The organism is Burkholderia sp. Bp8994, assembly GCF_003853805.1.
GTDB lineage: Bacteria > Pseudomonadota > Gammaproteobacteria > Burkholderiales > Burkholderiaceae > Burkholderia.
In genome coordinates this window covers 260,780-283,373 of record NZ_QTQH01000004.1, presented here as the reverse complement: position 1 = coordinate 283,373, position 22,594 = coordinate 260,780, and the positions used below count along the sequence as shown (strand labels likewise).

The 22,594-nt window shown below is 65.7% G+C and carries 17 protein-coding genes, 1 tRNA gene, 1 pseudogene and 1 riboswitch; of the genes and pseudogenes, 16 read left to right on the top strand and 3 right to left on the bottom strand.

Going from position 1 to position 22,594, the window contains the following annotated elements; all coding sequences use genetic code 11:
- Nucleotides 1-470 (bottom strand): annotated as a pseudogene (gene glyA, locus DIE04_RS06185) (serine hydroxymethyltransferase); the annotation flags it as partial.
- Nucleotides 471-607: 137 nt separating this feature from the next.
- Nucleotides 608-708: riboswitch (ZMP/ZTP riboswitch) on the bottom strand.
- 180 nt (nt 709-888) lie between these two features.
- Between glyA and DIE04_RS06175 the strand changes: the two are divergent.
- The 9 genes from DIE04_RS06175 to DIE04_RS06135 all read left to right on the top strand — a co-directional run bounded on the left by DIE04_RS06175 (nt 889) and on the right by DIE04_RS06135 (nt 7,465).
- Nucleotides 889-1,635 carry an SDR family NAD(P)-dependent oxidoreductase gene (locus DIE04_RS06175; protein WP_044844094.1) on the top strand — a complete coding sequence of 249 codons (747 nt, stop codon included), beginning with the start codon at nt 889-891 and terminating at the stop codon, nt 1,633-1,635.
- Between the two features lie 108 nt (nt 1,636-1,743).
- Complete coding sequence (ybgC, locus tag DIE04_RS06170; protein ID WP_124487920.1) at nt 1,744-2,232, top strand: tol-pal system-associated acyl-CoA thioesterase; 489 nt, start codon at nt 1,744-1,746, stop codon at nt 2,230-2,232.
- A gap of 144 nt (nt 2,233-2,376) precedes the next feature.
- Entirely contained in the window at nt 2,377-3,054 is a 678-nt protein-coding gene (gene tolQ, locus DIE04_RS06165) for a protein TolQ (protein ID WP_010091489.1), read from the top strand.
- Nucleotides 3,055-3,064: 10 nt separating this feature from the next.
- A complete protein-coding gene (gene tolR / locus DIE04_RS06160; RefSeq protein WP_124487921.1) occupies nt 3,065-3,514 on the top strand; it encodes a protein TolR in 450 nt (149 codons plus the stop codon).
- Entirely contained in the window at nt 3,511-4,578 is a 1,068-nt protein-coding gene (gene tolA, locus DIE04_RS06155) for a cell envelope integrity protein TolA (RefSeq protein ID WP_044844091.1), read from the top strand. The genes tolR and tolA overlap by 4 nt, the downstream gene beginning before the upstream one ends.
- A gap of 109 nt (nt 4,579-4,687) precedes the next feature.
- Entirely contained in the window at nt 4,688-5,983 is a 1,296-nt protein-coding gene (gene tolB, locus DIE04_RS06150; RefSeq protein WP_124487922.1) for a Tol-Pal system beta propeller repeat protein TolB, read from the top strand.
- A 17-nt stretch (nt 5,984-6,000) separates the two neighbouring features.
- Nucleotides 6,001-6,510: a peptidoglycan-associated lipoprotein Pal gene (gene pal / locus DIE04_RS06145; protein ID WP_044844089.1), complete on the top strand. Its 510-nt coding sequence runs from the start codon at nt 6,001-6,003 to the stop codon at nt 6,508-6,510.
- 19 nt (nt 6,511-6,529) lie between these two features.
- A complete protein-coding gene (gene ybgF, locus DIE04_RS06140; protein ID WP_124487923.1) occupies nt 6,530-7,279 on the top strand; it encodes a tol-pal system protein YbgF in 750 nt (249 codons plus the stop codon).
- Nucleotides 7,280-7,388: 109 nt separating this feature from the next.
- Nucleotides 7,389-7,465 (top strand) — tRNA-Lys (locus DIE04_RS06135).
- A gap of 188 nt (nt 7,466-7,653) precedes the next feature.
- Here the strand turns inward: DIE04_RS06135 and DIE04_RS30350 are convergent.
- Together DIE04_RS30350 and DIE04_RS06125 are read right to left on the bottom strand one after the other, a co-directional pair.
- On the bottom strand, nt 7,654-7,776 hold the full coding sequence (locus tag DIE04_RS30350) for a hypothetical protein (RefSeq protein WP_260426190.1): 123 nt from the start codon (nt 7,774-7,776) through the stop codon (nt 7,654-7,656).
- A 181-nt stretch (nt 7,777-7,957) separates the two neighbouring features.
- A complete protein-coding gene (locus DIE04_RS06125; protein WP_124529692.1) occupies nt 7,958-8,908 on the bottom strand; it encodes an AraC family transcriptional regulator in 951 nt (316 codons plus the stop codon).
- A 130-nt stretch (nt 8,909-9,038) separates the two neighbouring features.
- Between DIE04_RS06125 and DIE04_RS06120 the strand changes: the two genes are divergently transcribed.
- The 7 genes from DIE04_RS06120 (at nt 9,039) to DIE04_RS06090 (ending at nt 22,585) form a co-directional block, all read left to right on the top strand.
- Nucleotides 9,039-9,368, top strand: coding sequence for a carboxymuconolactone decarboxylase family protein (locus DIE04_RS06120; protein ID WP_057926191.1), 330 nt, complete (start codon nt 9,039-9,041; stop codon nt 9,366-9,368).
- Nucleotides 9,369-9,517: 149 nt separating this feature from the next.
- A complete protein-coding gene (locus DIE04_RS06115) occupies nt 9,518-10,351 on the top strand; it encodes a class II glutamine amidotransferase (protein ID WP_044844085.1) in 834 nt (277 codons plus the stop codon).
- 591 nt (nt 10,352-10,942) lie between these two features.
- A complete protein-coding gene (rfbB, locus tag DIE04_RS06110) occupies nt 10,943-12,004 on the top strand; it encodes a dTDP-glucose 4,6-dehydratase (RefSeq protein ID WP_124487933.1) in 1,062 nt (353 codons plus the stop codon).
- An 11-nt stretch (nt 12,005-12,015) separates the two neighbouring features.
- A complete protein-coding gene (gene rfbA, locus DIE04_RS06105; protein WP_124572934.1) occupies nt 12,016-12,909 on the top strand; it encodes a glucose-1-phosphate thymidylyltransferase RfbA in 894 nt (297 codons plus the stop codon).
- A complete protein-coding gene (gene rfbC, locus DIE04_RS06100; RefSeq protein WP_044844082.1) occupies nt 12,894-13,445 on the top strand; it encodes a dTDP-4-dehydrorhamnose 3,5-epimerase in 552 nt (183 codons plus the stop codon). Before rfbA ends, rfbC begins: the two co-directional genes overlap by 16 nt.
- Before the next feature lie 8 nt (nt 13,446-13,453).
- Nucleotides 13,454-14,356 carry a dTDP-4-dehydrorhamnose reductase gene (gene rfbD / locus DIE04_RS06095; RefSeq protein WP_124572932.1) on the top strand — a complete coding sequence of 301 codons (903 nt, stop codon included), beginning with the start codon at nt 13,454-13,456 and terminating at the stop codon, nt 14,354-14,356.
- A gap of 600 nt (nt 14,357-14,956) precedes the next feature.
- The gene (locus DIE04_RS06090; RefSeq protein WP_124572930.1) at nt 14,957-22,585 is read left to right on the top strand and encodes a type I polyketide synthase; all 7,629 of its coding nucleotides are present in this window, start codon (nt 14,957-14,959) and stop codon (nt 22,583-22,585) included.
- Nucleotides 22,586-22,594 lie beyond the last annotated feature (9 nt).

Below are 22,594 nucleotides of genomic sequence, written 5' to 3'. Positions count from 1 at the left end.
TCGTAGTCGATGTCTTCCTGTTCGTTCAGGCCGTAGCTGACGACGTTGAACCACTTGCCCGACATGTTCACCGGCGAACCGTGCGTCAGGTGGCCGCCATGCGCGAGGCTCATGCCCATGATCGTGTCGCCCGGCTTGAGCATCGCGAAGAACACGCCCTGGTTCGCCTGCGAACCCGAGTTCGGCTGCACGTTCGCGGCTTCCGCGCCGAACAGCTGCTTCACACGGTCGATCGCCAGTTGCTCGACCACGTCGACGTACTCACAGCCGCCGTAGTAGCGCTTGCCCGGATAACCTTCCGCGTACTTGTTCGTGAGCTGCGAGCCCTGTGCGGCCATCACGGCCGGGCTCGTGTAGTTTTCCGACGCGATCAGCTCGATGTGATCTTCCTGGCGGCGGTTTTCCTGCTCGATCGCTGCAAAGAGTTCGGGATCGACGTTCGCGATGGTGCTTTGGGCTCTGTCAAACATACGGTTTCCGTTAAGTGTGTACAGGTTGACCGGGGCGGCCGAGTACATTGCGCTGCTGGCGGAACCAGCTCGACGTGGCGGAAGAATCCGTATGACGCGAGACGGGACAGCCACCGGCGATGCACGCAACGGCGCACAACGGCTGCCCAGGCGAACGGCAAAAACGGCGCCCCGCGCTTCACGGTGGGATGCTCCACCTTGAACCCGAAGGGTTCTATCGCCAGTCACGCAGGGGTGATGAGCGCGTTAGTTTATTGGATGCGTCATGAATAGGCAACCGCGCGGCAGCGGCCCCGAAACAATAAGGGCCAGATTTTACGCACCCGTGCCGACGCGCTTTGGCGCCTTGCCGCGGTGCGGCAATCTCAGTAGGCTTGCGGGATACTATCCGCTACTTTGTTACCGACCAGGAGCAGCAATGATCGTGTTCGTCACAGGCGCGTCCGCCGGCTTCGGCGCCGCAATCGCCCGAGCCTTCGTCAACGGCGGCCATCGCGTCGTCGCAACCGCGCGCCGCAAGGATCGTCTCGATGCGCTCGCGGCCGAACTCGGCGAGGCACTGCTGCCGCTCGAGCTCGACGTGCGCGACCGCGCCGCAGTAGAAGCCGTGCCGGCCGCCCTTCCCGCCGAATTCGCGGCGCTCGACGTGCTCGTCAACAACGCCGGTCTCGCGCTCGGTGTCGAGCCGGCCCACAAGGCCAGCCTCGACGAGTGGCAAACCATGATCGATACGAACTGCTCGGGCCTCGTGACCGTCACGCACGCGTTGCTGCCCGGCATGATCGAGCGCGGCCGCGGCCATATCTTCAACCTCGGTTCGGTGGCCGGCACCTATCCGTATCCGGGCGGGAACGTATACGGCGCAACCAAGGCTTTCGTCAGACAATTCAGCCTGAACCTGCGCGCCGACCTGATCGGCACGCCGTTGCGCGTAACCGACATCGAGCCGGGCCTCTGCGGCGGCACGGAATTCTCGAACGTCCGCTTCCGCGGCGACGATGCGAAGGCGGCGAACGTCTACCAGAACGTCCAGCCGCTCACGGCCGAGGACATCGCCGACACGATCTACTGGATCGCGACGCGCCCCGCGCACGTCAACATCAACACGATCGAGATGATGCCGGTCGCCCAGGCTCCGGCCGGCCTCACGATCCATCGCGGCTGACACGACGGGCGCAGCCGCGGGCCCGCCTCCGGCCGGCCCGCGGCATGCTGCGCCGTACTACATTCCGTTACGAATCGGTTACGAATCCGGCCTCGGCCTTCCGGTAAAATGCGCGCCATGACTCAGCCTACCCGCTCCCCGGACTCGCACTCCGGCTTCACCTGGCCGGTACGCGTGTACTACGAGGACACCGACGCAGGCGGCATCGTCTTCTATGCCAACTACCTGAAATTCTTCGAGCGCGCTCGCACCGAATGGCTGCGCGCGTGCGGCATCGACCAGCGTCGGCTCGCCGACGACACGGGCGCGATCTTCATCGTCCGCAGCACGACGCTCGACTACCGCGCTCCGGCGCGACTCGACGACACGCTGACGATCACGAGCCGGCCCGGACGCATCGGCCGCGCCTCGGTGGAATTCACGCAGGAAGCATGGCGTGGCGACACGCTGCTCGTCGCCGGACACATCCGCCTCGGCTGCGTCGAACAGATCGGCATCCGGCCCGCGGCGATCCCGCCGGTCGTGCTCGACGCGCTGCAACGCGGGCCCGTCATCGACGCCGGGCAGACTGCCGTACTGTCAACGAAGCTCGGATGAGCACCGTTTAGACAAGGCCCATGAACTTGCCTTCCTGAATCGATACTAAGCAAGGTTCGGCGCCAGGCCAGGCCGGCGCGCCGCGCCACACGCATACCGTGCGCCCTCGCCGGACACCCCCGAAGGGACGTTACTCAAACCTCTATGAACACTTCTCAAGACCTGTCGATCATTTCCCTCGTCCTCAACGCGAGCGTGCTGGCCCAGGCCGTGATGGGGCTGCTGTTGCTGCTGTCGCTGATGTCGTGGACCTTCATCTTCCGCAAGTGGTTCGCGATCCGCCGCGCACGCGCGCAGACCGAACGCTTCGAAAGGGATTTCTGGTCGGGCGGCGACCTGCAGGCGCTGTATCAGAGCGCGGCCAACAACCGTCACACGATCGGCGCGCTCGAGCGGATCTTCGAATCGGGGATGCGTGAATTCCTGAAGGCGAAGGAAAAGCGCATCAGCGACCCGGGCCTCGTGCTCGACGGGGCACGCCGCGCGATGCGCGCGTCGTTCCAGCGCGAAATGGACGTACTCGAAGCGAACCTCGCGTTCCTCGCGTCGGTCGGCTCGGTCAGCCCGTACATCGGCCTGTTCGGCACCGTCTGGGGGATCATGAACTCGTTCCGCGGCCTCGCGAACGTGCAGCAGGCGACGCTCGCGAACGTCGCACCGGGCATCGCCGAGGCACTCGTCGCCACCGCGATCGGCCTGTTCGCCGCGATTCCGGCGGTGGTCGCGTACAACCGCTACGCGCACGACATCGACCGCCTCGCGATCCGCTTCGAGACCTTCATCGAAGAGTTCTCGAACATCCTGCAGCGCCAGGCCCAGTAAGGAGCACGCCATGGCAGGAAGCCCCATTCGATCCAGCATGCGCGGCGGCCGCTCGCGCCGCGCGATGGCCGACATCAACGTCGTGCCGTACATCGACGTGATGCTGGTGCTGCTCGTGATCTTCATGGTCACGGCACCGCTCGTCGCCCCGTCGATCATCAATCTGCCGACCGTCGGCAACGCAGCACCGCAGGAACAGACGCCCCCCGTCGTCGTCAACATCAAGGCCGACCGCACGATGAGCGTCAAGTACAAGAGCGACGCCGGCGCGACGCAGGAAGACACGATGACCAAGGCCGAGCTCGACAGCTTCATCTCGGCCCGGCAGGCCGATCATCCCGACCAGCCCGTCGTGATCGCGGCCGACAAGACCGTGCAGTACGATGCGGTCATGACCGTGATGTCGGATCTGAAGGCGCGCGGCGTCAAGCGCGTCGGCCTCCTCGTCAAATCGCAATGAACCGGCAGCAATCCACGCGCGGCAACGCCTACCCGTCTCAGCCCCCGCGCGAGCGCGGCACCTGGCGCGCGTTCGCGCTCGCCGCGCTGATGCACGTGCTGCTCGCGCTGTTCCTCTATCACGGCGTGCAATGGCAGAACAGCACGCCGGCCGGCTCCGAGGCCGAGCTGTGGACCGAGGTACCCGACGTGCCCGCGCCGCGGCCCGTCGTCACGCCCGCGCCGCCCGCGAAGCTCGCACCGCCCCCTCCCCCGGTCCGGGACGAGCAGGCGGACATCGCGCTGCAGCAGAAGAAACGGCAGCAGGAAGCGGCCGCGCGCGAAGCGCTGCTCGAGCAGCAGCGCCGCGCGCAGCAACTGAAGGCCCAGCAAGAGGAAACCCGGCGCGAGCAGCTCGCGGCCCAGCAGGCTGCCGCGCTCGCCGCGCAGAAGGCCGCCGAGCGCGAACGGCAGAAGCAGGCGGACAAGCTCAAGCAACAACAGCTCGTGGAGCAGCAGAAGCTCGAACAACAGAAACTCCAGCAGCAGAAACAGCAGCAACAGAAGCAGGCGCAGCTGGAAGCGCAGCAGGCAGCGAAGGCCAGGGCCGACGCGGCCGCGAAGGCGAAGGCGGAAGCCCAGGCCAAGGCGAAGGCTGAAGCGACGGCGCGCGCGAAGGCCGACGCGGCAGCGAAGGCGAAGCTCGACCGTGAGCGCAACGCGCGCCTCGCGCAGATGCAGGGCATGTCCGGCGCCGGCGAAGGCGGCGGCGAGGGCCTCGCGAAAAGCGGCACCGGCACGGGCTCCGGCGGCAATGCCGCATCGCCCGGCTATCCCGACAAGGTGCGTCGCCGCGTGAAGCCGAACATCGTCTGGGGCGGCGAGCGCGCGGGCCTGACGACTGTGGTCGCGATCCGCTGCACGCCGTCGGGCGACGTGCTCAGTGTTTCGATCCGCCGTTCGAGCGGAAATTCGGGGTGGGATCAAGCCGTGGTCAATGCGATCCAGTCGTCGGTCCCATTGCCGCCCGATTCTAACGGTCGTACCCCGTCCGACATTACGATTACCTTCAAGGCGGCGGAGTGATCGCAAATGCGCTTACACTCCGTGCGTCGCTGCCGGACGGGAACGAATCGGGTATTTTTACTGTCTCTGCGGTTGCGCAGCGATCCAAGTCACATGGGAAGCAAGAAGCATGAGTTTGATGACGAAACTAGGTTTCAGGGCACTCGTGGCCTCGTGTCTGATTGCGGCCGGCGGCGCCGCTAACGCGCAGGTCAACGTGCTGATCACCGGCGTCGGTTCGACCCAGTTCCCCATCGCCACCGCGAACTTCGCGAACGAGGCAGGCCTGCCGCAGCAGGTCACGTCGATCGTCCGCTCCGACCTCGCCCGTAGCGGCAAATTCACCAACATCGACGCGGGCAGCACGCCCGTGCCCGAGACCGCATCGGTCGATCTCGGCGCATGGAAGGCCAAGGGCGCGAATGCGTTCGTCGCCGGCAGCGTGAACCGCGAAGCGAACGGCCAGTACAAGGTGAACTTCATCCTGTACGACACCGTGAAACAGCAAAGCCTCGGCGGCCTGTCGCTGACGGCCACCGACACCACGCTGCGCACGGCCGGCCACAAGATCGCCGACTACATCTACCAGAAGCTGCTCGGCGTGCGCGGCGTGTTCGCCACGCGCCTGTCGTACGTGATCAAGACGGGTAACCGCTACCAGCTGCAGATCTCGGATTCGGACGGCCAGAACCCGCGCATCGCGCTGTCGAGCACCGAGCCGATCATCTCGCCGTCGTGGTCGCCGAGCGGCACGAAGGTCGCGTACGTGTCGTTCGAGCGCAAGAAGCCGATCGTCTACATCCATGACCTGCCGACCGGCCGCCGCTACATCGTCTCCGACCAGAAGGGCAACAACAGCGCGCCGGCGTGGTCGCCGGACAGCAACACGCTGGCCGTTGCCCTGTCGCTGACGGGCAATACGCAAATCTATACGGTCAATGCAACCGGTGGCGGTCTGCGCCGGCTCACGCAGAGCAGCTCGATCGATACCGAGCCGTTCTACTCGCCGGACGGCCGCTGGATCTATTTCACGAGCGATCGCGGCGGCGCGCCGCAGATCTACCGGATGCCGGCACAAGGCGAAAGCGCCGGCGCGGCACAACGCGTGACCTTCACCGGCAGCTACAACACCAGCCCGCGCATCAGCCCGGACGGCAAGCTGCTCGCCTACATCTCCCGCACGGGTGGGGGGTTCAAGCTGTACGTTCAGGATCTGCAATCCGGGGCGGCGAACGCCGTCACGAATACCAATCGCGACGAATCGCCGAGCTTCGCGGCAAACGGCCAGTACCTTCTCTACGCGACCCAGTCGGGTGGTCGTAACGTGCTGGCAGCAGTGCCCTCCGACGGCAGCGCGCCGCCGCAAATCCTGTCCGTCCAGGGCGGCTCCGTTCGTGAGCCGTCGTGGGGGCCCTTCATGCAATGACCACAAGGAGAGTAACCATGATGTCGAATAAAGCTCGTCTGGCCCTGGCCGTGATGATGATCAGCGCGCTCGCAGCGTGCAAGTCGGGTGTGAAGCTCGACGACAAGGCCAACGCGGGTGCGATGAGCACGCAGCCGAGCGCCGACAACGTCGCGCAAGTGAACGTCGATCCGCTGAACGATCCGAACAGCCCGCTCGCAAAGCGCAGCATCTACTTCGACTTCGACAGCTATTCGGTGAAGGACGAGTACCAGCCGCTGATGCAGCAACACGCTCAGTACCTGAAGAGCCATCCGCAGCGTCACGTGCTGATCCAGGGCAACACCGACGAGCGCGGCACGAGCGAGTACAACCTCGCGCTGGGCCAGAAGCGTGCGGAAGCTGTCCGCCGCGCGATGGCACTGCTCGGCGTGAACGACTCGCAGATGGAAGCCGTGAGCCTCGGTAAGGAAAAGCCGCAAGCAGCGGGTCACGACGAAGCATCGTGGGCGCAGAACCGTCGCGCCGACCTCGTCTACCAACAGTAAGTAACGGAAGAGTTGCCGTATGACGCACCGTGTATCCTGGCTGCGCATCGCCGCAGCGTTCTGCGTCGTCGGCGCGGCGTGGTCGGCCGCGCCGGCGCACGCCGGCATGTTCGACGACAACGAGGCGCGCCGCGCCGTGCTCGATCTGCGCAGCAAGAGCGACAACCTGTCCAGCCAGCTGTCGGCCGCCCAGCGTACGATCCTCGATCAATCCGGCCGTATCGACCAGCTGAACCAGCAGGTCGCGACGCTGCGCGGCGAGAACGAGGATCTGACGAATCGGCTGACGACGCTCGAGCGGCAGCAGAAGGAGTATTACCAGGATCTCGACACGCGGCTCAAGAAGTTCGAGCCGCAACAGGCGACGATCGATGGTGTCGAAGGCACCGTGCAGCCGGGTGAAACGGATGCGCTCAGCGCGGCGCAGCAGCAATTCCGCAACGGCAACTTCAAGGCGGCCGCGGCCTCGTTCCGCAGCTTCATCGCGAAGTACCCGCAGAGCCCGTACCAGCCGACTGCGCAGTACTGGCTCGGCAATGCGCAATACGCGCTGCGCGACTACCGCGGCTCGACCGCGACGTGGCAAGCGATCGTGAGCAAGTATCCGCAGCATCCGCGTGCGGCCGACGCGCTCGTCGCGATCGGGACGAACCAGCTCGAGCAAGGCCAGAAGGCGGCCGCGAAGAAGACGTTCGAGCAGGTCGTGTCGCAGTACGCCGGATCGAACGCTGCGCAGACCGCGCAGGGCAAGATCGAGAGCATCAAATAAATTACCGTGTCGAATTGTTGACAGCCCTTCAATTCGCCGATATAATCTTTTGCTCTTTGGGTCGTTGAGCAAGTTGTCAGCGCAACGGACCAACCGGTTTCAAGAACGTGGGGTGGTAACTCAGTTGGTTAGAGTATCTGACTTTTAATCAGAGAGTCGAGGGTTCGAGTCCCTCCCACCCTACCAACTATCTTTGATAGTGCAATAAAAGCCTCCCGAGTGGAGGCTTTTTTGCGTCTGCTTCCCGCAGTATTGCGCTCGGCATCTCGATGATGCTCGCGCCGCTTTCGACGAAGTCGATCGAACGGGGAGCCGGCGCGTGCCATGCGACACAGGCGGCCCGCTCGGGCGCCACGCTTCGCGTGGCGTCACCGTCACTCCTGAACGGTCGGCGCGGAATCCGCGTCGGTGAAGCGCGGCTTGGCGCGCTGCATGTCGCGCGTATTCTTCTGCACGGTCACCGCACCGAACGAACAGCACGAGCACGAACGACAAATCGCGTAGAAGCCCTTCTCGCTCGGTTGCAGCGTCGCATTGAAGAATGCCGACGACCAGCAGCGCGATCGCGATCAACAGCGCGACCCAGCCATTGGGTCTTGTTCGAAATCGTTTTCATCGGAATACATTTCGCGCATGGTAGCCGCGTTGCCGCACCACACGACGATCGCGCTGCCGGTCTTACGTGTCCCGCTGCGCGCGCCGCCAGCGCCCAGGCGTCGTGCCGAGCACCGCGCGAAACGCCTTGCCGAACGCCGCCTCGGACTGATAGCCGACCGCCTGCCCGATCTCCGCCTGGCCGCGCTGCGTGTCCTGCAGCAGCGCGCATGCATGCATCATCCGGATCTGCGCGACGAACGCGCCGACGCTCATCCCGGCCTTCTCGCGGAAATGCCGCGCATAGGTCGCGCGCGACATCGCGGATGCCGCGCCGAGCGATTCGACCGTCCACGCTTGCGCCGGCGCCTGCAGCACGGCCTGGACCGACGGGCCGAGCCGCGCATCGGCAGCCAGCGCGAGCCAGCCGGCCGGCACGCGCGCATCGCGGCCGTACGCACGCAACGCGTAGGCGAGCAATGCCTGCCCCAGCGCGTTCACGATCGCGCGCGCACCCGGCTGCGCGCTCGATGCCTCGGCACGCAGCACGCTCGTCAGCAGTTGCAGCGACGCGGGCCCCGACGCCGCGCGCAGCCCGACATGCAGCACCCGCGGTAACGTACGCATCAGCAATTCACCTGCGCCGCGCGCATAAATGAAGCGCCCGCAAAGCAGGTCGACGCTCGCATCGGCCGGATCCGCGGGATCGCGATTCGACTTGACCGGCAGCACCGCACCGCCGGCCACGCCCGGCTCGCGCAGCGACGCGACCGGCGGCCGCGCGCCACTACCGCCGACATCGGACAAATCGTGCGCGTCGCCCGCCGGCAGCAGCACGAAGTCGCCGTCGGCCAGCCGCAGCGTGCGCCCGTCGGCCGTGCGCAGCCGGCACGTTCCGGACAGCAGCAGGTGAAACGCCGCCTCGCCGGGCGGCAACGGATCGTGCGGCATCGCGAACGGGCCGTCGAGCAGGCAGCGCACGTCGAGCTCGACATGGCTGCGGCCCAGCGACAACAGTTGACTCAATGCGTCCATGAGACGTTTGCGCTAAAAATTGACACTCTAGCGTATCGAAACCCTCAGCGCGAACGCTCAGAATAAGTCCTGCATCGCCCGAGATCGCGGCATCCGCCGCCTGATCCACCTCTTCTCGAAAGGACGCATCATGCTGAACTGGAACGAATACCGGAAGGAACTCTCGACGCGCATCGGCGACATCGCGAAGCTCTCGCCCGACACGCTGGCCGGCTACAAGGCGCTGTCCGGCGCCGGCGCCAAGACAGGCCATCTCGACGCGAAGACGCGCGAACTGATCGCGCTCGCGGTGGCCGTCACGACACGCTGCGATGGCTGTATCGCGGTGCACACGGCTGAAGCCGCGAAGCATGGCGCAACCAAGGAGGAAGTGGCCGAGGCGCTCGGCGTCGCGATCGCGCTGAATGCGGGCGCGGCGCTCGTCTATTCGGCCCGCGTGATGGACGCGCTCGGCGAGTGACGCGCACCTGAAGGGTGCGGCGCCCGCCGCATCCTTCGCGGACGATCGCCGGCGCGGCCGGCCAGCCGGCGGACGCGCCGCGGTCGCGTACGCCGGCGCCGCGAAGTCGGCTACCATGCGCGAGAAGATTCATCGCGAAGGAGCGCTCCATGTGCCGCTGGCTCGCCTATACGGGTAATCCGATCCATCTCGAGACCGTCCTGTTTCGCGCGAAGCATTCGCTGATCGACCAGAGCCTGCATTCGGAGCTGGGCGCCACGACCACCAACGGCGACGGGTTCGGCATCGGCTGGTACGGCCGCCCCGAGGAACTGCCGTTCCGCTATCGGTCGGTGCATCCCGCATGGAACGACCGCAACCTGCGCGAAGCCGCGCGCGCGATCCGCTCGCGGATGTTCATCGCACATATCCGCGCGGCAACCGACACGCCCGTCCAGGAAACCAACTGCCATCCGTTCCGCCACGGCCGCTGGCTGTTCGCGCACAACGGGCTGATTCGCGATTTCCACAAGCTGCGCCGCGACCTGACGATGAAGGTCGACCCGGCACTGTTCCCGACGATCGAAGGGACGACCGACTCCGAGCTGATGTTCCGTCTCGCGCTGACCTTCGGCCTGGAGCAGACGCCGCTGCCGGCGCTCGAACGGATGGTCGGCATGGTCGAGGAAACCGCCGCGCGATACCGCGTTGCCGAGCCGCTCAACATGACGATCTGCGCGACGGACGGTGAGCGGATCATCGCGGTGCGCTACTCGAGCGAACGGCAATCGCGCTCGCTGTTCCACAGCACGTCGTTCAAGCATCTGCACGAACTCTATCCGCACAACCCGCGCATCGCGGAAGCGGGCGACGACGCGTTCATGGTCGTGTCGGAGCCGCTCGTCGACTTGCGCGGCGCATGGGAGGAAGTGCCGGAAAGCATGGCGATCGTCGCGCAGGGGGCGGATGTGCAGCAGCGGCCGTTCAATCCGCGGCATAAGTAGGTTGAAGCTGCGTTTCAACTCCTGCCGCCACGGCGAAATGTGTCCGAATCAAACCGGATTTAGCGAATAAACTGACAGGCGTGCCAACGACCACGGCGCCACCAGCCGTGACGGCAAAGCAAAGACACGGCAATACTAAATCACGACATAAAACGAGTGATTCGCACCGACTGAATCGAGCATGGTATAGTTATCGCCGATTTCAAGTATCGCAAAAACCATCACCGCATTCGACATCAACTCCCGCTTGCCGTTTCTTTGCTGCGGTTCGCGCAAATGTTTGCGCGAGATTGCATGTCTGATGAATTCCCCGCAAGAGCACGGGAAATCGTGATACCCCGTACGCAACCGGCACCGGCCGGGTCCCGCGGTATAGAGAATTAATAGTCTTTCAACGCAGACTGTCCGGTTGGCACATGCGTTGCCCCCGAGGAATATCCTAGAATATGCGTGCAATCCAGCCCGCCACGTCCGCCACGTCCGCCAGGCTCGCACGATTTCTTGATATTCTTCAACGCGCGTCAACCGAGGGCAGCGCGCGAACGAGAACAAGGCAGGATTCACTGCCATTAACGTAATGAGAGAGGCTACATGATATTGGTTACAGGTGGCGCCGGCTTTATCGGTGCCAACTTTGTGCTTGACTGGCTGCGTCAATCGGACGAATCGGTTCTGAACGTCGACAAATTGACCTATGCGGGCAATCTCGGAACGCTAAAATCGCTGCACGGAAACCCGAAGCACGTGTTCGCGCACGCCGATATCTGCGACCGTGCAGCACTCGACGCGCTGTTCGCGGAATACAAGCCTCGGGCGGTCCTGCATTTCGCTGCGGAAAGCCACGTCGATCGCTCGATTCACGGGCCGGCGGATTTTGTTCAGACCAATGTCGTCGGGACATTTACGCTGCTCGAAGCCGCGCGCCAGTACTGGAATACGCTGCCGGAGGCGGACAAGGCCGCATTCCGTTTTCTGCACGTTTCCACGGACGAGGTATTCGGTTCGCTGTCGCCTGCCGATCCGCAATTCTCCGAAACGACTCCGTACGCACCGAACAGCCCCTATTCGGCGACCAAGGCCGGTTCCGATCATCTCGTGCGCGCGTATCAGCATACGTACGGCCTGCCGACGCTGACCACGAACTGCTCGAACAACTATGGCCAGTACCAGTTCCCCGAGAAGCTCATTCCGCTGATGATCGCCAACGCGCTCGCCGGCAAGCCGCTGCCCGTGTATGGCGATGGCCAGAATGTACGAGACTGGCTGTATGTCGGCGACCACTGCAGTGCGATCCGCGAGGTACTCGCGCGCGGCCAGACCGGCGAAACGTACAACATCGGCGGGTGGAACGAGAAAACGAATCTCGAGGTCGTGCACACGCTGTGCGACCTGCTGGACGAACTGCGACCGAAATCGGCGGGCTCGTACCGCGACCAGATCACTTACGTGACCGACCGGCCGGGCCATGACCGACGCTACGCGATCGATGCGCGCAAGCTCGAGCGCGAACTCGGCTGGAAGCCCGCCGAAACGTTCGAAACCGGTCTCGCGAAAACGGTGCGCTGGTATCTCGACCATCAGGAATGGGTCGACGAAGTCGCTTCGGGCGAGTACCGCAAGTGGGTCGCAACGAACTACGCGCACCGCGCGTAAGGGGAACGGACATGGCGCGCAAGGGCATCATTCTCGCCGGCGGTTCCGGCACACGGCTCTATCCGATCACGCATTCGGTCTCGAAGCAGTTGCTTCCTGTCTACGACAAGCCGATGATCTATTACCCGCTGTCGACGCTGATGGTAGCGGGCATTCGCGACGTGCTGATCATCTCGACGCCGCAGGACACCCCGCGCTTCGAAGCCATGCTCGGCGACGGTAGCCAGTGGGGGATGAACATCCGGTATGCGGTGCAGCCGTCACCGGACGGTCTTGCGCAGGCGTTCGTCATCGGCCGCGAATTCGTGGGCAACGACCCGTCGGCGCTTATCCTCGGCGACAACATCTTCTATGGTCACGACCTGGCCAAGCAGCTCGAGCACGCAGACGCGCAGGACGCTGGCGCAACGGTGTTCGCCTATCACGTACACGATCCGGACCGTTACGGCGTCGTCGAGTTCGACCAGCACTTCCGTGCCGTATCGATCGAAGAGAAGCCGGCCAAGCCGCGTTCGCACTACGCCGTGACCGGCCTCTACTTCTACGACAACCGCGTGTGCGACATCGCCGCCGACATCGAGCCGTCGCCGCGCGGCGAACTCGAAATCACCGACGTCAATTCCCGCTATCTCGCCGACGGCGCGTTGAACGTCGAGATCATGGGCCGCGGCTATGCATGGCTCGACACCGGCACCCACGATTCGCTGATCGAGGCCGCCAGCTTCATCGCGACGCTGCAGAAGCGGCAAGGTCTGGTCGTCGCCTGCCCCGAGGAGATCGCGTACCGCAGGCACTGGATCGATGCCGAACAGGTACAGAAGCTCGCGCAGCCGCTGTCGAAAAACGGCTACGGCAAATATTTGCTGAACATTCTTACGGATCAGGTTGCATGGCCATCACGGTAACTGCTACGGCGCTCCCCGAAGTCAAGATCGTCGAGCCGAAAGTATTCGGCGACGCGCGTGGCTATTTCTACGAGAGCTTCAACGGGCGCGAATTCGCGGCGCTCGTCGAGGCCGACGTCGAGTTCGTCCAGGACAACCACTCGCGTTCCGCGAAGGGTGTGCTGCGCGGGCTCCACTACCAGATCGAGCACGCGCAGGGCAAGCTCGTGCGCGTGGTCGAAGGCGAGGTGTTCGACGTCGCAGTCGACATCCGGCGCAGTTCGCCGAATTTCGGCAAATGGGTCGGTGTGACGCTGTCGGCCGACAACCATCGCCAGCTGTGGGTGCCGCCCGGCTTCGCGCACGGCTTCGTGGTGCTGTCGGAGTCCGCACAATTCCTCTACAAAACCACCGACTACTGGTTCCCGGAGCACGAGCGCAGCCTGCTGTGGAACGATCCGGAGATCGGCATCGAATGGCCGCTCGACGGCGAACCGCTGCTGGCCGCGAAAGACGCGGCGGGCAAGCGGCTCGCCGAAGCCGAGTGCTTCCAGTGAGGGCCGCCGTGCAAACGCCCGAACCGCGAACCATCCTGCTCACCGGAATCAACGGCCAGGTGGGATTCGAGCTGGCGCGCACGCTGCAAGGGCTCGGTAACGTGGTCGCGCTCGACCGCAACCGGCTCGACCTGTCGCGCCTCGACCAGGTGCGCGAGGTCGTGCGTGAAGTGAAGCCCGACCTGATCGTGAATCCGGCCGCGTACACGGCGGTGGATCAGGCGCAGACCGACGTCGCGCTTGCCACGCGCCTGAACGCCGAGGCGCCCGCGGTGCTGGCCGAAGAGGCGAAGCGCATCGGCGCGGCGCTGATTCACTACTCGACCGATTACGTCTTTGCCGGGACAAAGGACGGCCCGTACGTCGAGGACGATCCCGTCGATCCGCAAAACGTCTATGGCAAGACCAAGCTCGCGGGCGAACAGGCGATCGCGGCCGCCGGCTGCGCGCATCTGATCTTCCGCACGAGCTGGGTGTACGGCGCGCGCGGCAAGAACTTTCTGCTGACGATGCTGCGCCTGGGCGCCGAGCGCGACGAACTGAAGATCGTCGCGGACCAGATCGGTGCGCCGACTTGGTCGAACACGATCGCAACGCTGACCGCCCATGTCGTCGCACAGGCCGCCGCCGCCGGCGCGGCCGGTCGGGAAGCATGGTGGAACGCGCATTCAGGCATCTATCACCTGTGCGCGGCGGGTTCGACTTCGTGGCACGGCTTCGCCGAGGCGATTTTCCGTCTCTCGAATCTACCAAGGAAGCCTGCGGTCATGCCGATTCCCGCCAGCGCCTATCCGACACCCGCCAGCCGCCCGGCCAATTCGCGGATGTCGAACGAGAAACTGGCCGAGCACTTCGACGTGCGCGCGCCGCATTGGGAAGCTGCGCTCGAGCTGTGCATGAAGGGGATGTAACGCCAGCCGCCGCCGTGCTTCCAGAAGCGCGGCGGCAATCTTATTCCCGCCGTCATGCAACCGGCGGCCTGAAGGCGGCTAAAACATACTAGTTCTTGTCAAGCCATTACCCGTTCTTTCCTACTGAACACCGCCTCGAAATACGCGGACCCCGTGCGGTACTTTAAATCCTCATACATGATTCCGGTACACCGAAAAATACTTCGGAGCAAGAGATGAAAACGCCCGTTTGCAGTATCACCGCCATCTCGGAAAAGCAAATATTACTGGCGTAACATTGCCTTCATCCCGTCGAGCACGTCTGCGCCCCACTTGCAGACAATCAGTAAGGTTGTGAGCAAAACATAACGTCCTGCGAATCAGTGTCGACAAACGGAAACCCCGGTCTGTCAAGGTCGCGCACCGGACCAGGATTCGCGGACAATAAGAGCGAATTTACGTTTCAGCCAGCTTTCGGGATAAAATCGCGGGTCGCGCCCATGTCCCAAGGCTGGCGGACACGGCAATTCCTACTCCCATACGCGTACATCCGGGCCATCTCGCAACTCCACGCATTAACAGGGAAACACACAGTCAGCCAGTCACAAAGAAAAGAAGCTCATGAGCAAACGCGTCGCTTTAGTCGGATTGGCATTTCGATTTCCGGGAACAGATAGTCGTCACTACTGGAGCGATCTGCTCAACGGCAAGGACTGCGTGACCGAAGTCGAGGCTGCCAGATGGTCAAAGGATGCGTACCTGCATCCGGCCAAGGAACATCCGGGCACCGCGTACACATTCGCTGCCGGTTCGATCGGCGATGTCTCGGGCTTCGACGCCGACTTCTTCGGGATCTCGCCGCGCGAAGCCGCGCTGATGGATCCTCAGCAACGGCTGTTGCTGGAACTCTGCTGGGAAAGCATCGAAAACGCCGGCGTCAAACCGTCGTCGCTGCGCGGCAGCGATTGCGGCGTCTTCGTCGGCATCGCCAGCGCCGACTACTCGTACCGGATGGCCGACGATCTCGCCACGGTCGACGCGTCGATGGCGACCGGCAACACCGCCAGCATCGCCGCCAACCGCCTGTCTTACGTCTTCGACCTGCGCGGCCCGAGCCTCGCCATCGATACCGCGTGCTCGTCGGCGATGGTGGCGTTTCACCTCGCGTGCCGCGCGATCGTCAACGGCGAAATCAGTCACGCGATCGCGGGCGGCGTCAGCTTGCACCTGCATCCTTATGGTTTCATCACCTTCTCGAAGGCATCGATGCTGTCGCCGAACGGGCGCTGCAAGGTCTTCGACGCGTCGGGCGACGGTTACGTGCGCTCGGAAGGCGGCGGCCTGTTCCTGCTGAAGGACTACGACCAGGCGGTGGCCGATGGCGATCGGATCCTCGCCGTCGTGGCGGGTACCGCGGTCAACACCGACGGCCGCAAGTCAGGCCTCACCGTGCCGAGCGTCGACGCGCAGACCGCGCTGATGCGCCGGGCCTACGAAGAGGCGGGCATTCCGCCTGAAGCCATCGATTACCTGGAAGCGCACGGCACCGGAACGCCGGTGGGCGATCCGATCGAAACCCGTGCGATCGGGCAGGCGCTCGGCCAGCAACGCCCCACCGACGCGCCGTTGCCGATCGGTTCGGTCAAGAGCAACCTTGGCCACCTCGAAGCAGCATCGGGCGTCGCTGGGCTGGTCAAGGCCATCTACAGCCTGCGGCATCGCGTGGTGCCGGCCACGATCGGCATCCAGGAATTCAACCCGAACATCCGCTTCGACGACTGGAACATCGCGGTCGTGACCAAGCCGCATCCGCTGCGCGAGACCGGCACGCTGACCATCGGCGTGAACTCATTCGGTTTCGGCGGCGCGAACGCGCACGTGATCCTGCAGACGCCGACGCAAACCGGCCGTGCTGCCCATGCGCTGCCGAACCCGCCGGCCGCCGTGCCGATGATCGTGAGCGGCCGCAGCGCGGAAGCACTGCAGGCCAATGCCCGCAAGCTCGCCGACACGCTGCGCGGCCCGTGGGCGCCGGCGCTGTACGACGTCGCCTATGAAGCCGCGCTGCGCCGCGACTGGCACGACAAGCGTGCTGTCGTATTCGGGGCCGACAACGACAGCGTAGCGGAACTGCTCGACCAGATCGGCGCGGACGAAGCATCAAACCCGGCCGTACACAACGGTGTGGCCGTGCGGGACGCGCAGGGCCCGGTATTCGTCTATTCCGGCAACGGTTCGCAATGGGCCGGCATGGGCGGCAAGCTGCTCACGCATCCCGTGTTCGCCGAGTCTGTGGCCGAGATCGACCGCCTGTTCACCGGGCTCGCCGGCTGGTCACTCAAGGAGCTGTTCGAGCGCGAAGCACAGGGCGGCGTCTATGAGCGCACCGAAGTCGCGCAACCCGCCCTCTTCGCCATCCAGGTCGGCATCACGCGCATGCTCGCGGCGCAAGGCGTGCAGCCTGCCGCCGTCACCGGCCACAGCGTCGGCGAAGTCGCTGCCGCCTGGGCGTGCGGCGCGCTCACGCTGGCCGATGCGATCACGGTGATCTACCACCGCAGCCAGCAGCAAGGGCGCACGAAGGGCCAGGGACGCATGGCGGCAGTCGGCATGGACGGCCTCGCCGCCGCCGCACTGCTGGACGAACTCGGCCTTCGGCACACGCTGTGCGTCGCCGGCTACAACAGCATCAAGGGCGCGACGCTCGCGGGCGCCGTGGACGCGCTGGAACAGGTCGGCCACGTGCTGGCCGAGCGGCGTGTCTTCTACAAGCAGCTCGATCTCGATTACGCGTTCCACAGCAGCGCAATGGATCCGATCGAAGCCCCCCTCAAACAGGCGCTCGCGCATATCCGTCCGCAACGCGGCAACGTGCCGTTCTTCTCGACCGTGGCCGGCGCGCTGCTCGACGGCGCGGCGCTCGACGCCGATTACTGGTGGCGCAACATCCGCGCGCCGGTACGCTTCGCGCAGGCACTCGACAGCCTCGTCGCGCAAGGCAGCAACGTGCTGATCGAAGTCGGCCCCGCGCCGGTGCTGCGCAGCTACGTCAACGAGATGCTCAAGCATCACGGCAAGACCGGGCACTGCATCCCGACCGGCCGTCGCAACGACGACGCGCCAGAGCGCGTGCAAGCCGCCGTTGCCCAGACTCTCATCAGCGGCGCGCCGGTCGACTGGGCCTACTTCTTCCCGACCGGTGCGGCACGCACCGAACTGCCGTCGTACGCATGGCAGCGCGAGCGCTACTGGCACCCCGTCACGACCGAATCGCTGAACCAGCTCGGACGCCGCCGCGTGCATCGGCTGCTCGGCTACAAGATGAGCCAGCAGACGCAGCCGGCGTGGGAAAACCAGCTCGATACGCAGCTCGAGCCATGGCTGGCCGATCACGTCGTCGGCCACGCGACCGTGTTCCCGGGCTCCGGCTTCGCGGAAATCGCGCTCGCCGCCGCGCTGCAATGGCACCCCGGCGACAACGCGGACATCGAGGAGCTCGAAATTCATGCGCCGCTGCTGCTGTCCGCCGCCCCGAGCAAGATCACGCGACTGTCGCTCGACGACAGCGACGGCCGCTTCCGGCTGCGCAGCAAGCAGGTCGGCGGCACCGACCCGTGGACCGTACACGCGAGCGGCCGCCTGCTGTCGGGCGCGAATCCGCAGCAGCTGGCCGAAACCGCGCCCGCGCTGCCCGCGCGCGAGCCCGACTTCACGGGCGCGACGCACCTCGCGCTGACGCGCGCGGCCGAACTGGACTACGGCCCGGCCTTCCAGGCGGTGTCGCACGGCTGGCTCGAATCGCCGCGCGACGTAGTCGCCGTGCTGCACGCGCCGCAAGCGCTCGCCGAGAGCCTGCCGCACAGCCTGCTGCACCCGGCGCTGCTCGACTGCACGTTCCAGCTCATCATCCAGATGCTGAAGGACGATCCGTCGCTCGGCCAGGGTGTCGCGTTCGTGCCGACCCGCATCGGCCGGCTGCGCTGGCGCGCGGGTCTCGGCACGCCGCATCGGGTGCGTGCGCGCCTGTTGAAGCGCGCGCCGCATTCGCTCACCGCCGAGTTCGCGCTGTTCGACGAACAAGGACAGCAGATCGCGGCCATCAGCGAAGCGCGCTTCCGTAGCGTGCGGCTGTCGAAGGCGCAAGCCGAGCCGCTCGCGTTCCTCGACTACGCCGCGATTCCGAGCCCGCATCCGCAAAGCCCGCAACAGGCGAGCCCCGCGCTGCGACGCAATGCGCTGCAGCCTGCGCTGCGCGCGATGGTCCGCGCCATCGTGACGGACGGCCTGCTCGAACGCTATGCGCAGGAAGTCGATCCGCTGCTGGAAACGCTGTGCGACCGCTACGCCACCGAGGCACTGCTGACGTTGTCGACGAATGGCAACCTCGACGCGAGCGCGCTCACCGCCTGTCGCGATGCCGCACCGCATGCGGCACCGCTGCTCGACTGGCTGCTCGGCCGCAACGCGCGCCGACTTCCCGATTCGCAGGACTGGCAGATCGACGCGTCGCAGGATGACGGCGCAAGCACGGCCGACATCTGGAACAGCCTGCTGCGCGAATACCCCGACTACTTCACGCTGGTGCACGCGACCGGCCGCATCGGCCTGCACCTGCCGGCGTTGCTGAGCGGCGAAACCGAGTGGGCGAACATCTGCCCGCGCGACATCTCGCCCGTCGAACTGGCGCACTACGTGCTCGGCGACACGGCAACCCGGCGGCTGTCCGACACGCTGGGCGCCCATCTCGAGAAAGCACTGCTTGCCCGCGCGCCCGACCAGCGCATCGGCATTCTGGAAATCGGCGCCGGCGCATCGCGCGTCGCAGCCGACCTGTGCCGCCGCCTGGATTTCGCCGTCGCCGACTTCGGCTACGCAAGCACCGAGGACGCCGCGCTCGAACAGGCGGAACGCCTGCGCGAGCACTGCCCCGAGCTGTCGGTCCAGCGGATCGACGCAAGCGCGGCGAGCACGAGCCGCGACGCCGACCTGATCATCTTCCATTGCGACTTCGGCAGCCTGGAAGCCGCGCAGCAGGCGCTGCAATATGGCGCGAACCGCCTGAAGCCCGGTGGCACGCTGCTGCTGTGGGGCACGCAACCCGCCGCGTGGATGGACTTCATCTTCGGCGGCAACGCCGCTTGGTGGACCAAGCGCGCCGACGGCACGTCCGGCACCCCGCAACGCACCGCGGCCTACTGGCAAACCGAACTGGCCCAGTTCGGCCTCGACTGCGACGAACCGTTGGAACTCGCGCCGGAAAGCGCGTCCGGCCCCTATCTGCTCGCTGCCGGCCTGCCGGTAGAAGCGCCCGCCGTCGCGCAGCCGCAGCTGCCGCAAGGCGGCTGGCTGATTCTCGCCGACGCGCACACGGCAGGCGAATCCGGCGCCGCACGCAAGCTGGCCGACTATCTGTCGAACCGCCGCCGCTTGCCGGTGCGCGTGGAGACGGACGTCGCGCCCGAACAGCTGGATGCGCTGCTCCAGCGCGCACAAGCCGAGCTCGGCGACATCCGCGGCATTGTGCATCTTGCTGGCCTCGCCTGCGGCGCCAACCTGGACACCGGCGATCCGCAACGCCTGCTGCTGGCTCAGGTGCAGCGCTGCTCGCTGGCCGCCGGGCTCGCGTCGGCCTGCGAGCGCGCCGGCCTGAAGACCACGCTGTGGCTGCTGACCGCCGGCGCCGCGCCGTTCCTGCCTGCCGCGCATACCGACGGATATGCAACGCTGAACGACGCTTCGCTGTGGCTCTACGGCCGCACGATGATCAACGAGGCCGCCGGCTTCGACGTGCGTCTCGTCGACCTGCCGCAGGCCGCCCCGTTGCCACTGGAAGCGCTCGCACGCGAACTGCTGTGGCCGGACGGCGAACAGGAAGTGGCGCTGGGTGCGTCAGGCGAGCGTTACGCGCCACGCCTGCGCAAGAACCCACGCCCGCATCCCGAAGCGCCGGCGATGCCCGCATCCGCCACGGACACCGCGCTGCGCCTCGGCTTCGAGGTACCGGGCCAGCTGCGCAACCTGCGCTGGGAAGCCCATACGCTGCCCGACATGCGCGAGGACGAGCTGCAAATCCGCGTCGAGGCCACCGGCCTGAATTTCCGTGACGTGATGTACACGCTCGGCCTGTTGTCCGACGAAGCGATCGAAAACGGCTTTGCCGGCCCGACGCTGGGCCTCGAGTTCTCCGGCGTCGTCGAGCGCGTGGGCCGCAAGGTCACCGGATACAAGCCGGGCGACGCCGTGGTCGGCTTCGGGCCGGCCAGCTTCGGCAACGTCGTCGTGACGCAGTCGAGCGCGCTGTCGCACATTCCGCGCAGCCTGTCGTTCGAGGCCGCGGCCACCATCCCGAGCACGTTCTTCACCGTCTACTACGCGTTCCATCACCTGGCCCGGCTCGAGCCCGGCGAACGCGTGCTGATCCATGGCGCCGCCGGCGGTGTCGGCATCGCGGCCATCCAGTTCGCACAATGGATCGGCGCGGAGATTCACGCGAGCGCCGGCTCGGACGAAAAACGCGATTTCCTGCGCCTGATGGGCGTGAAGCACATCTACGATTCGCGCTCGCTCGACTTCGCCGACGAAATCCTCGCGGCCACCGATGGCGAAGGCGTCGACGTCGTGCTCAATTCGCTCGCGGGCGAAGCCATCAACCGCAACCTGCGCGCGCTGAAGCCGTTCGGCCGGTTCCTGGAACTCGGCAAACGCGACTTCTACGAGAACACGCGCATCGGGTTGCGCCCGTTCCGGAACAACATCAGCTACTTCGGCATCGACGCCGACCAGTTGATGTCGAAGCGACCCGACCTGACCCGGCGCCTGTACGGCGAGATGATGGCGCTGTTCGAGGAAGGCGTGCTGCGCCCGCTGCCGTATCACGCGTTCGACGCGAACGACATCGTCGATGCGTTCCGCCACATGCAGCAGGCGCGCCAGATCGGCAAGATCGTCATCACCTATCGTCGCGGCTTGCACGCCAGCGCCCCGGCGCAAGCGGCCGTGGCCGACGGCGAACTGCAGTTGCGCGGCGACGCCAGCTACCTCGTCACCGGCGGCCTCTCCGGGTTCGGCCTGCGCACCGCGCAATGGCTCGCCGACAAGGGCGCACGCCATCTGGTGCTCGTGAGCCGCAGCGGCCCGGCGTCGGAAGAGGCTCAGGAAGCGATCGCCGCGCTGCGCGAACGCGGCGTCGCCGTGCATGCCGCGCCGTGCGACGTGACCGACCGCGCGGCGCTCGCCGCACTGCTCGCGCACGTGGATGCGCAGATGCCGCCGCTGCGCGGGATCGTGCATGCCGCGATGGTCATCGACGACGGTCTCGTGCGTGGCGCAACCGCCGCACAGATCGAACGCGTGATGGCGCCCAAAATCATCGGCGCGCTGCACCTCGACGAGCTGACCCGCGCGCTGCCGCTGGACTTTTTCGTGTTCCATTCGTCGGGCACCACGCTGTTCGGCAACCCCGGCCAATCGAACTATGTGGCCGCAAACGGCTGGCTCGAAGCGCTCGCCCGCCACCGGCGCGCGCGCGGCCTGCCCGCCACGAGCCCGCGCTGGGGCGCGATTGCCGATGCGGGCTTCCTCGCGCGCAACCAGAAGGTCAAGGACGCGCTGCAAAACCGCATGGGCGGCAGCGCGCTTCCCGCCGCGACGGCACTCGACGCACTGGAGGACATGCTGCTCGCCAACACCGGCGACCTCGGCGTGCTCGAACTCGACTGGCGCTCGCTCGCCCGCTTCCTGCCCAGCGCGCAGACGCCCAAGTTCGCGTGGGTGGCGCGCGATGCGGCCACCTCGCACCAGGACGAAGACGGCAGCGACGACGTCGCCGAATTGCTGGCCACGCTGAACGACGAGGAACTTCACCCGGCGGTGGTCGACATGATCAAGCACGAGGTGAGCGAGATCCTGCGCGTGCCGGCCGACAAGATCGACCCCGACCGCTCCGTCTACGACATGGGGCTTGACTCGCTGATGGGTGTGGAACTGGTGGTGGCGCTCGAAAGCCGTTTCGGCGTCCGGCTGCCGGTCATGGCGCTATCCGAGAGCCCTACCCTGACCAAGCTGGCGACGCGACTGATCGAGGTGCTGCGCGGCGACGAGCCGGCCGAGCCCGACACCGTCGCCCAGCAGGTGGCCCACGTGGTGGCCCAGCACACCGAGGATGTTTCCAGCGAAGCGATTGCCGAATTCACCGACGAAATCAAGGCCGCACAAGAAGCGGGCCACAAGCCGCAACGCATGATCCGATAGGCGCGACGA

Bases quoted from the DNA above. Each gene is read 5' to 3' on its own strand.
- DIE04_RS06120 (WP_057926191.1), top strand. From the start codon at position 9,039: ATGCTGAACTGGAACGAATACCGGAAGGAACTCTCGACGCGCATCGGC.
- DIE04_RS06115 (WP_044844085.1), top strand. From the start codon at position 9,518: ATGTGCCGCTGGCTCGCCTATACGGGTAATCCGATCCATCTCGAGACC.
- DIE04_RS06175 (WP_044844094.1), top strand. From the start codon at position 889: ATGATCGTGTTCGTCACAGGCGCGTCCGCCGGCTTCGGCGCCGCAATC.
- rfbC (WP_044844082.1), top strand. From the start codon at position 12,894: ATGGCCATCACGGTAACTGCTACGGCGCTCCCCGAAGTCAAGATCGTC.
- rfbA (WP_124572934.1), top strand. From the start codon at position 12,016: ATGGCGCGCAAGGGCATCATTCTCGCCGGCGGTTCCGGCACACGGCTC.
- rfbB (WP_124487933.1), top strand. From the start codon at position 10,943: ATGATATTGGTTACAGGTGGCGCCGGCTTTATCGGTGCCAACTTTGTG.
- DIE04_RS06090 (WP_124572930.1), top strand. From the start codon at position 14,957: ATGAGCAAACGCGTCGCTTTAGTCGGATTGGCATTTCGATTTCCGGGA.
- tolB (WP_124487922.1), top strand. From the start codon at position 4,688: ATGAGTTTGATGACGAAACTAGGTTTCAGGGCACTCGTGGCCTCGTGT.
- pal (WP_044844089.1), top strand. From the start codon at position 6,001: ATGATGTCGAATAAAGCTCGTCTGGCCCTGGCCGTGATGATGATCAGC.
- DIE04_RS06125 (WP_124529692.1), bottom strand. From the start codon at position 8,908: ATGGACGCATTGAGTCAACTGTTGTCGCTGGGCCGCAGCCATGTCGAG.
- ybgC (WP_124487920.1), top strand. From the start codon at position 1,744: ATGCGCGCCATGACTCAGCCTACCCGCTCCCCGGACTCGCACTCCGGC.
- tolQ (WP_010091489.1), top strand. From the start codon at position 2,377: ATGAACACTTCTCAAGACCTGTCGATCATTTCCCTCGTCCTCAACGCG.
- ybgF (WP_124487923.1), top strand. From the start codon at position 6,530: ATGACGCACCGTGTATCCTGGCTGCGCATCGCCGCAGCGTTCTGCGTC.
- tolR (WP_124487921.1), top strand. From the start codon at position 3,065: ATGGCAGGAAGCCCCATTCGATCCAGCATGCGCGGCGGCCGCTCGCGC.
- tolA (WP_044844091.1), top strand. From the start codon at position 3,511: ATGAACCGGCAGCAATCCACGCGCGGCAACGCCTACCCGTCTCAGCCC.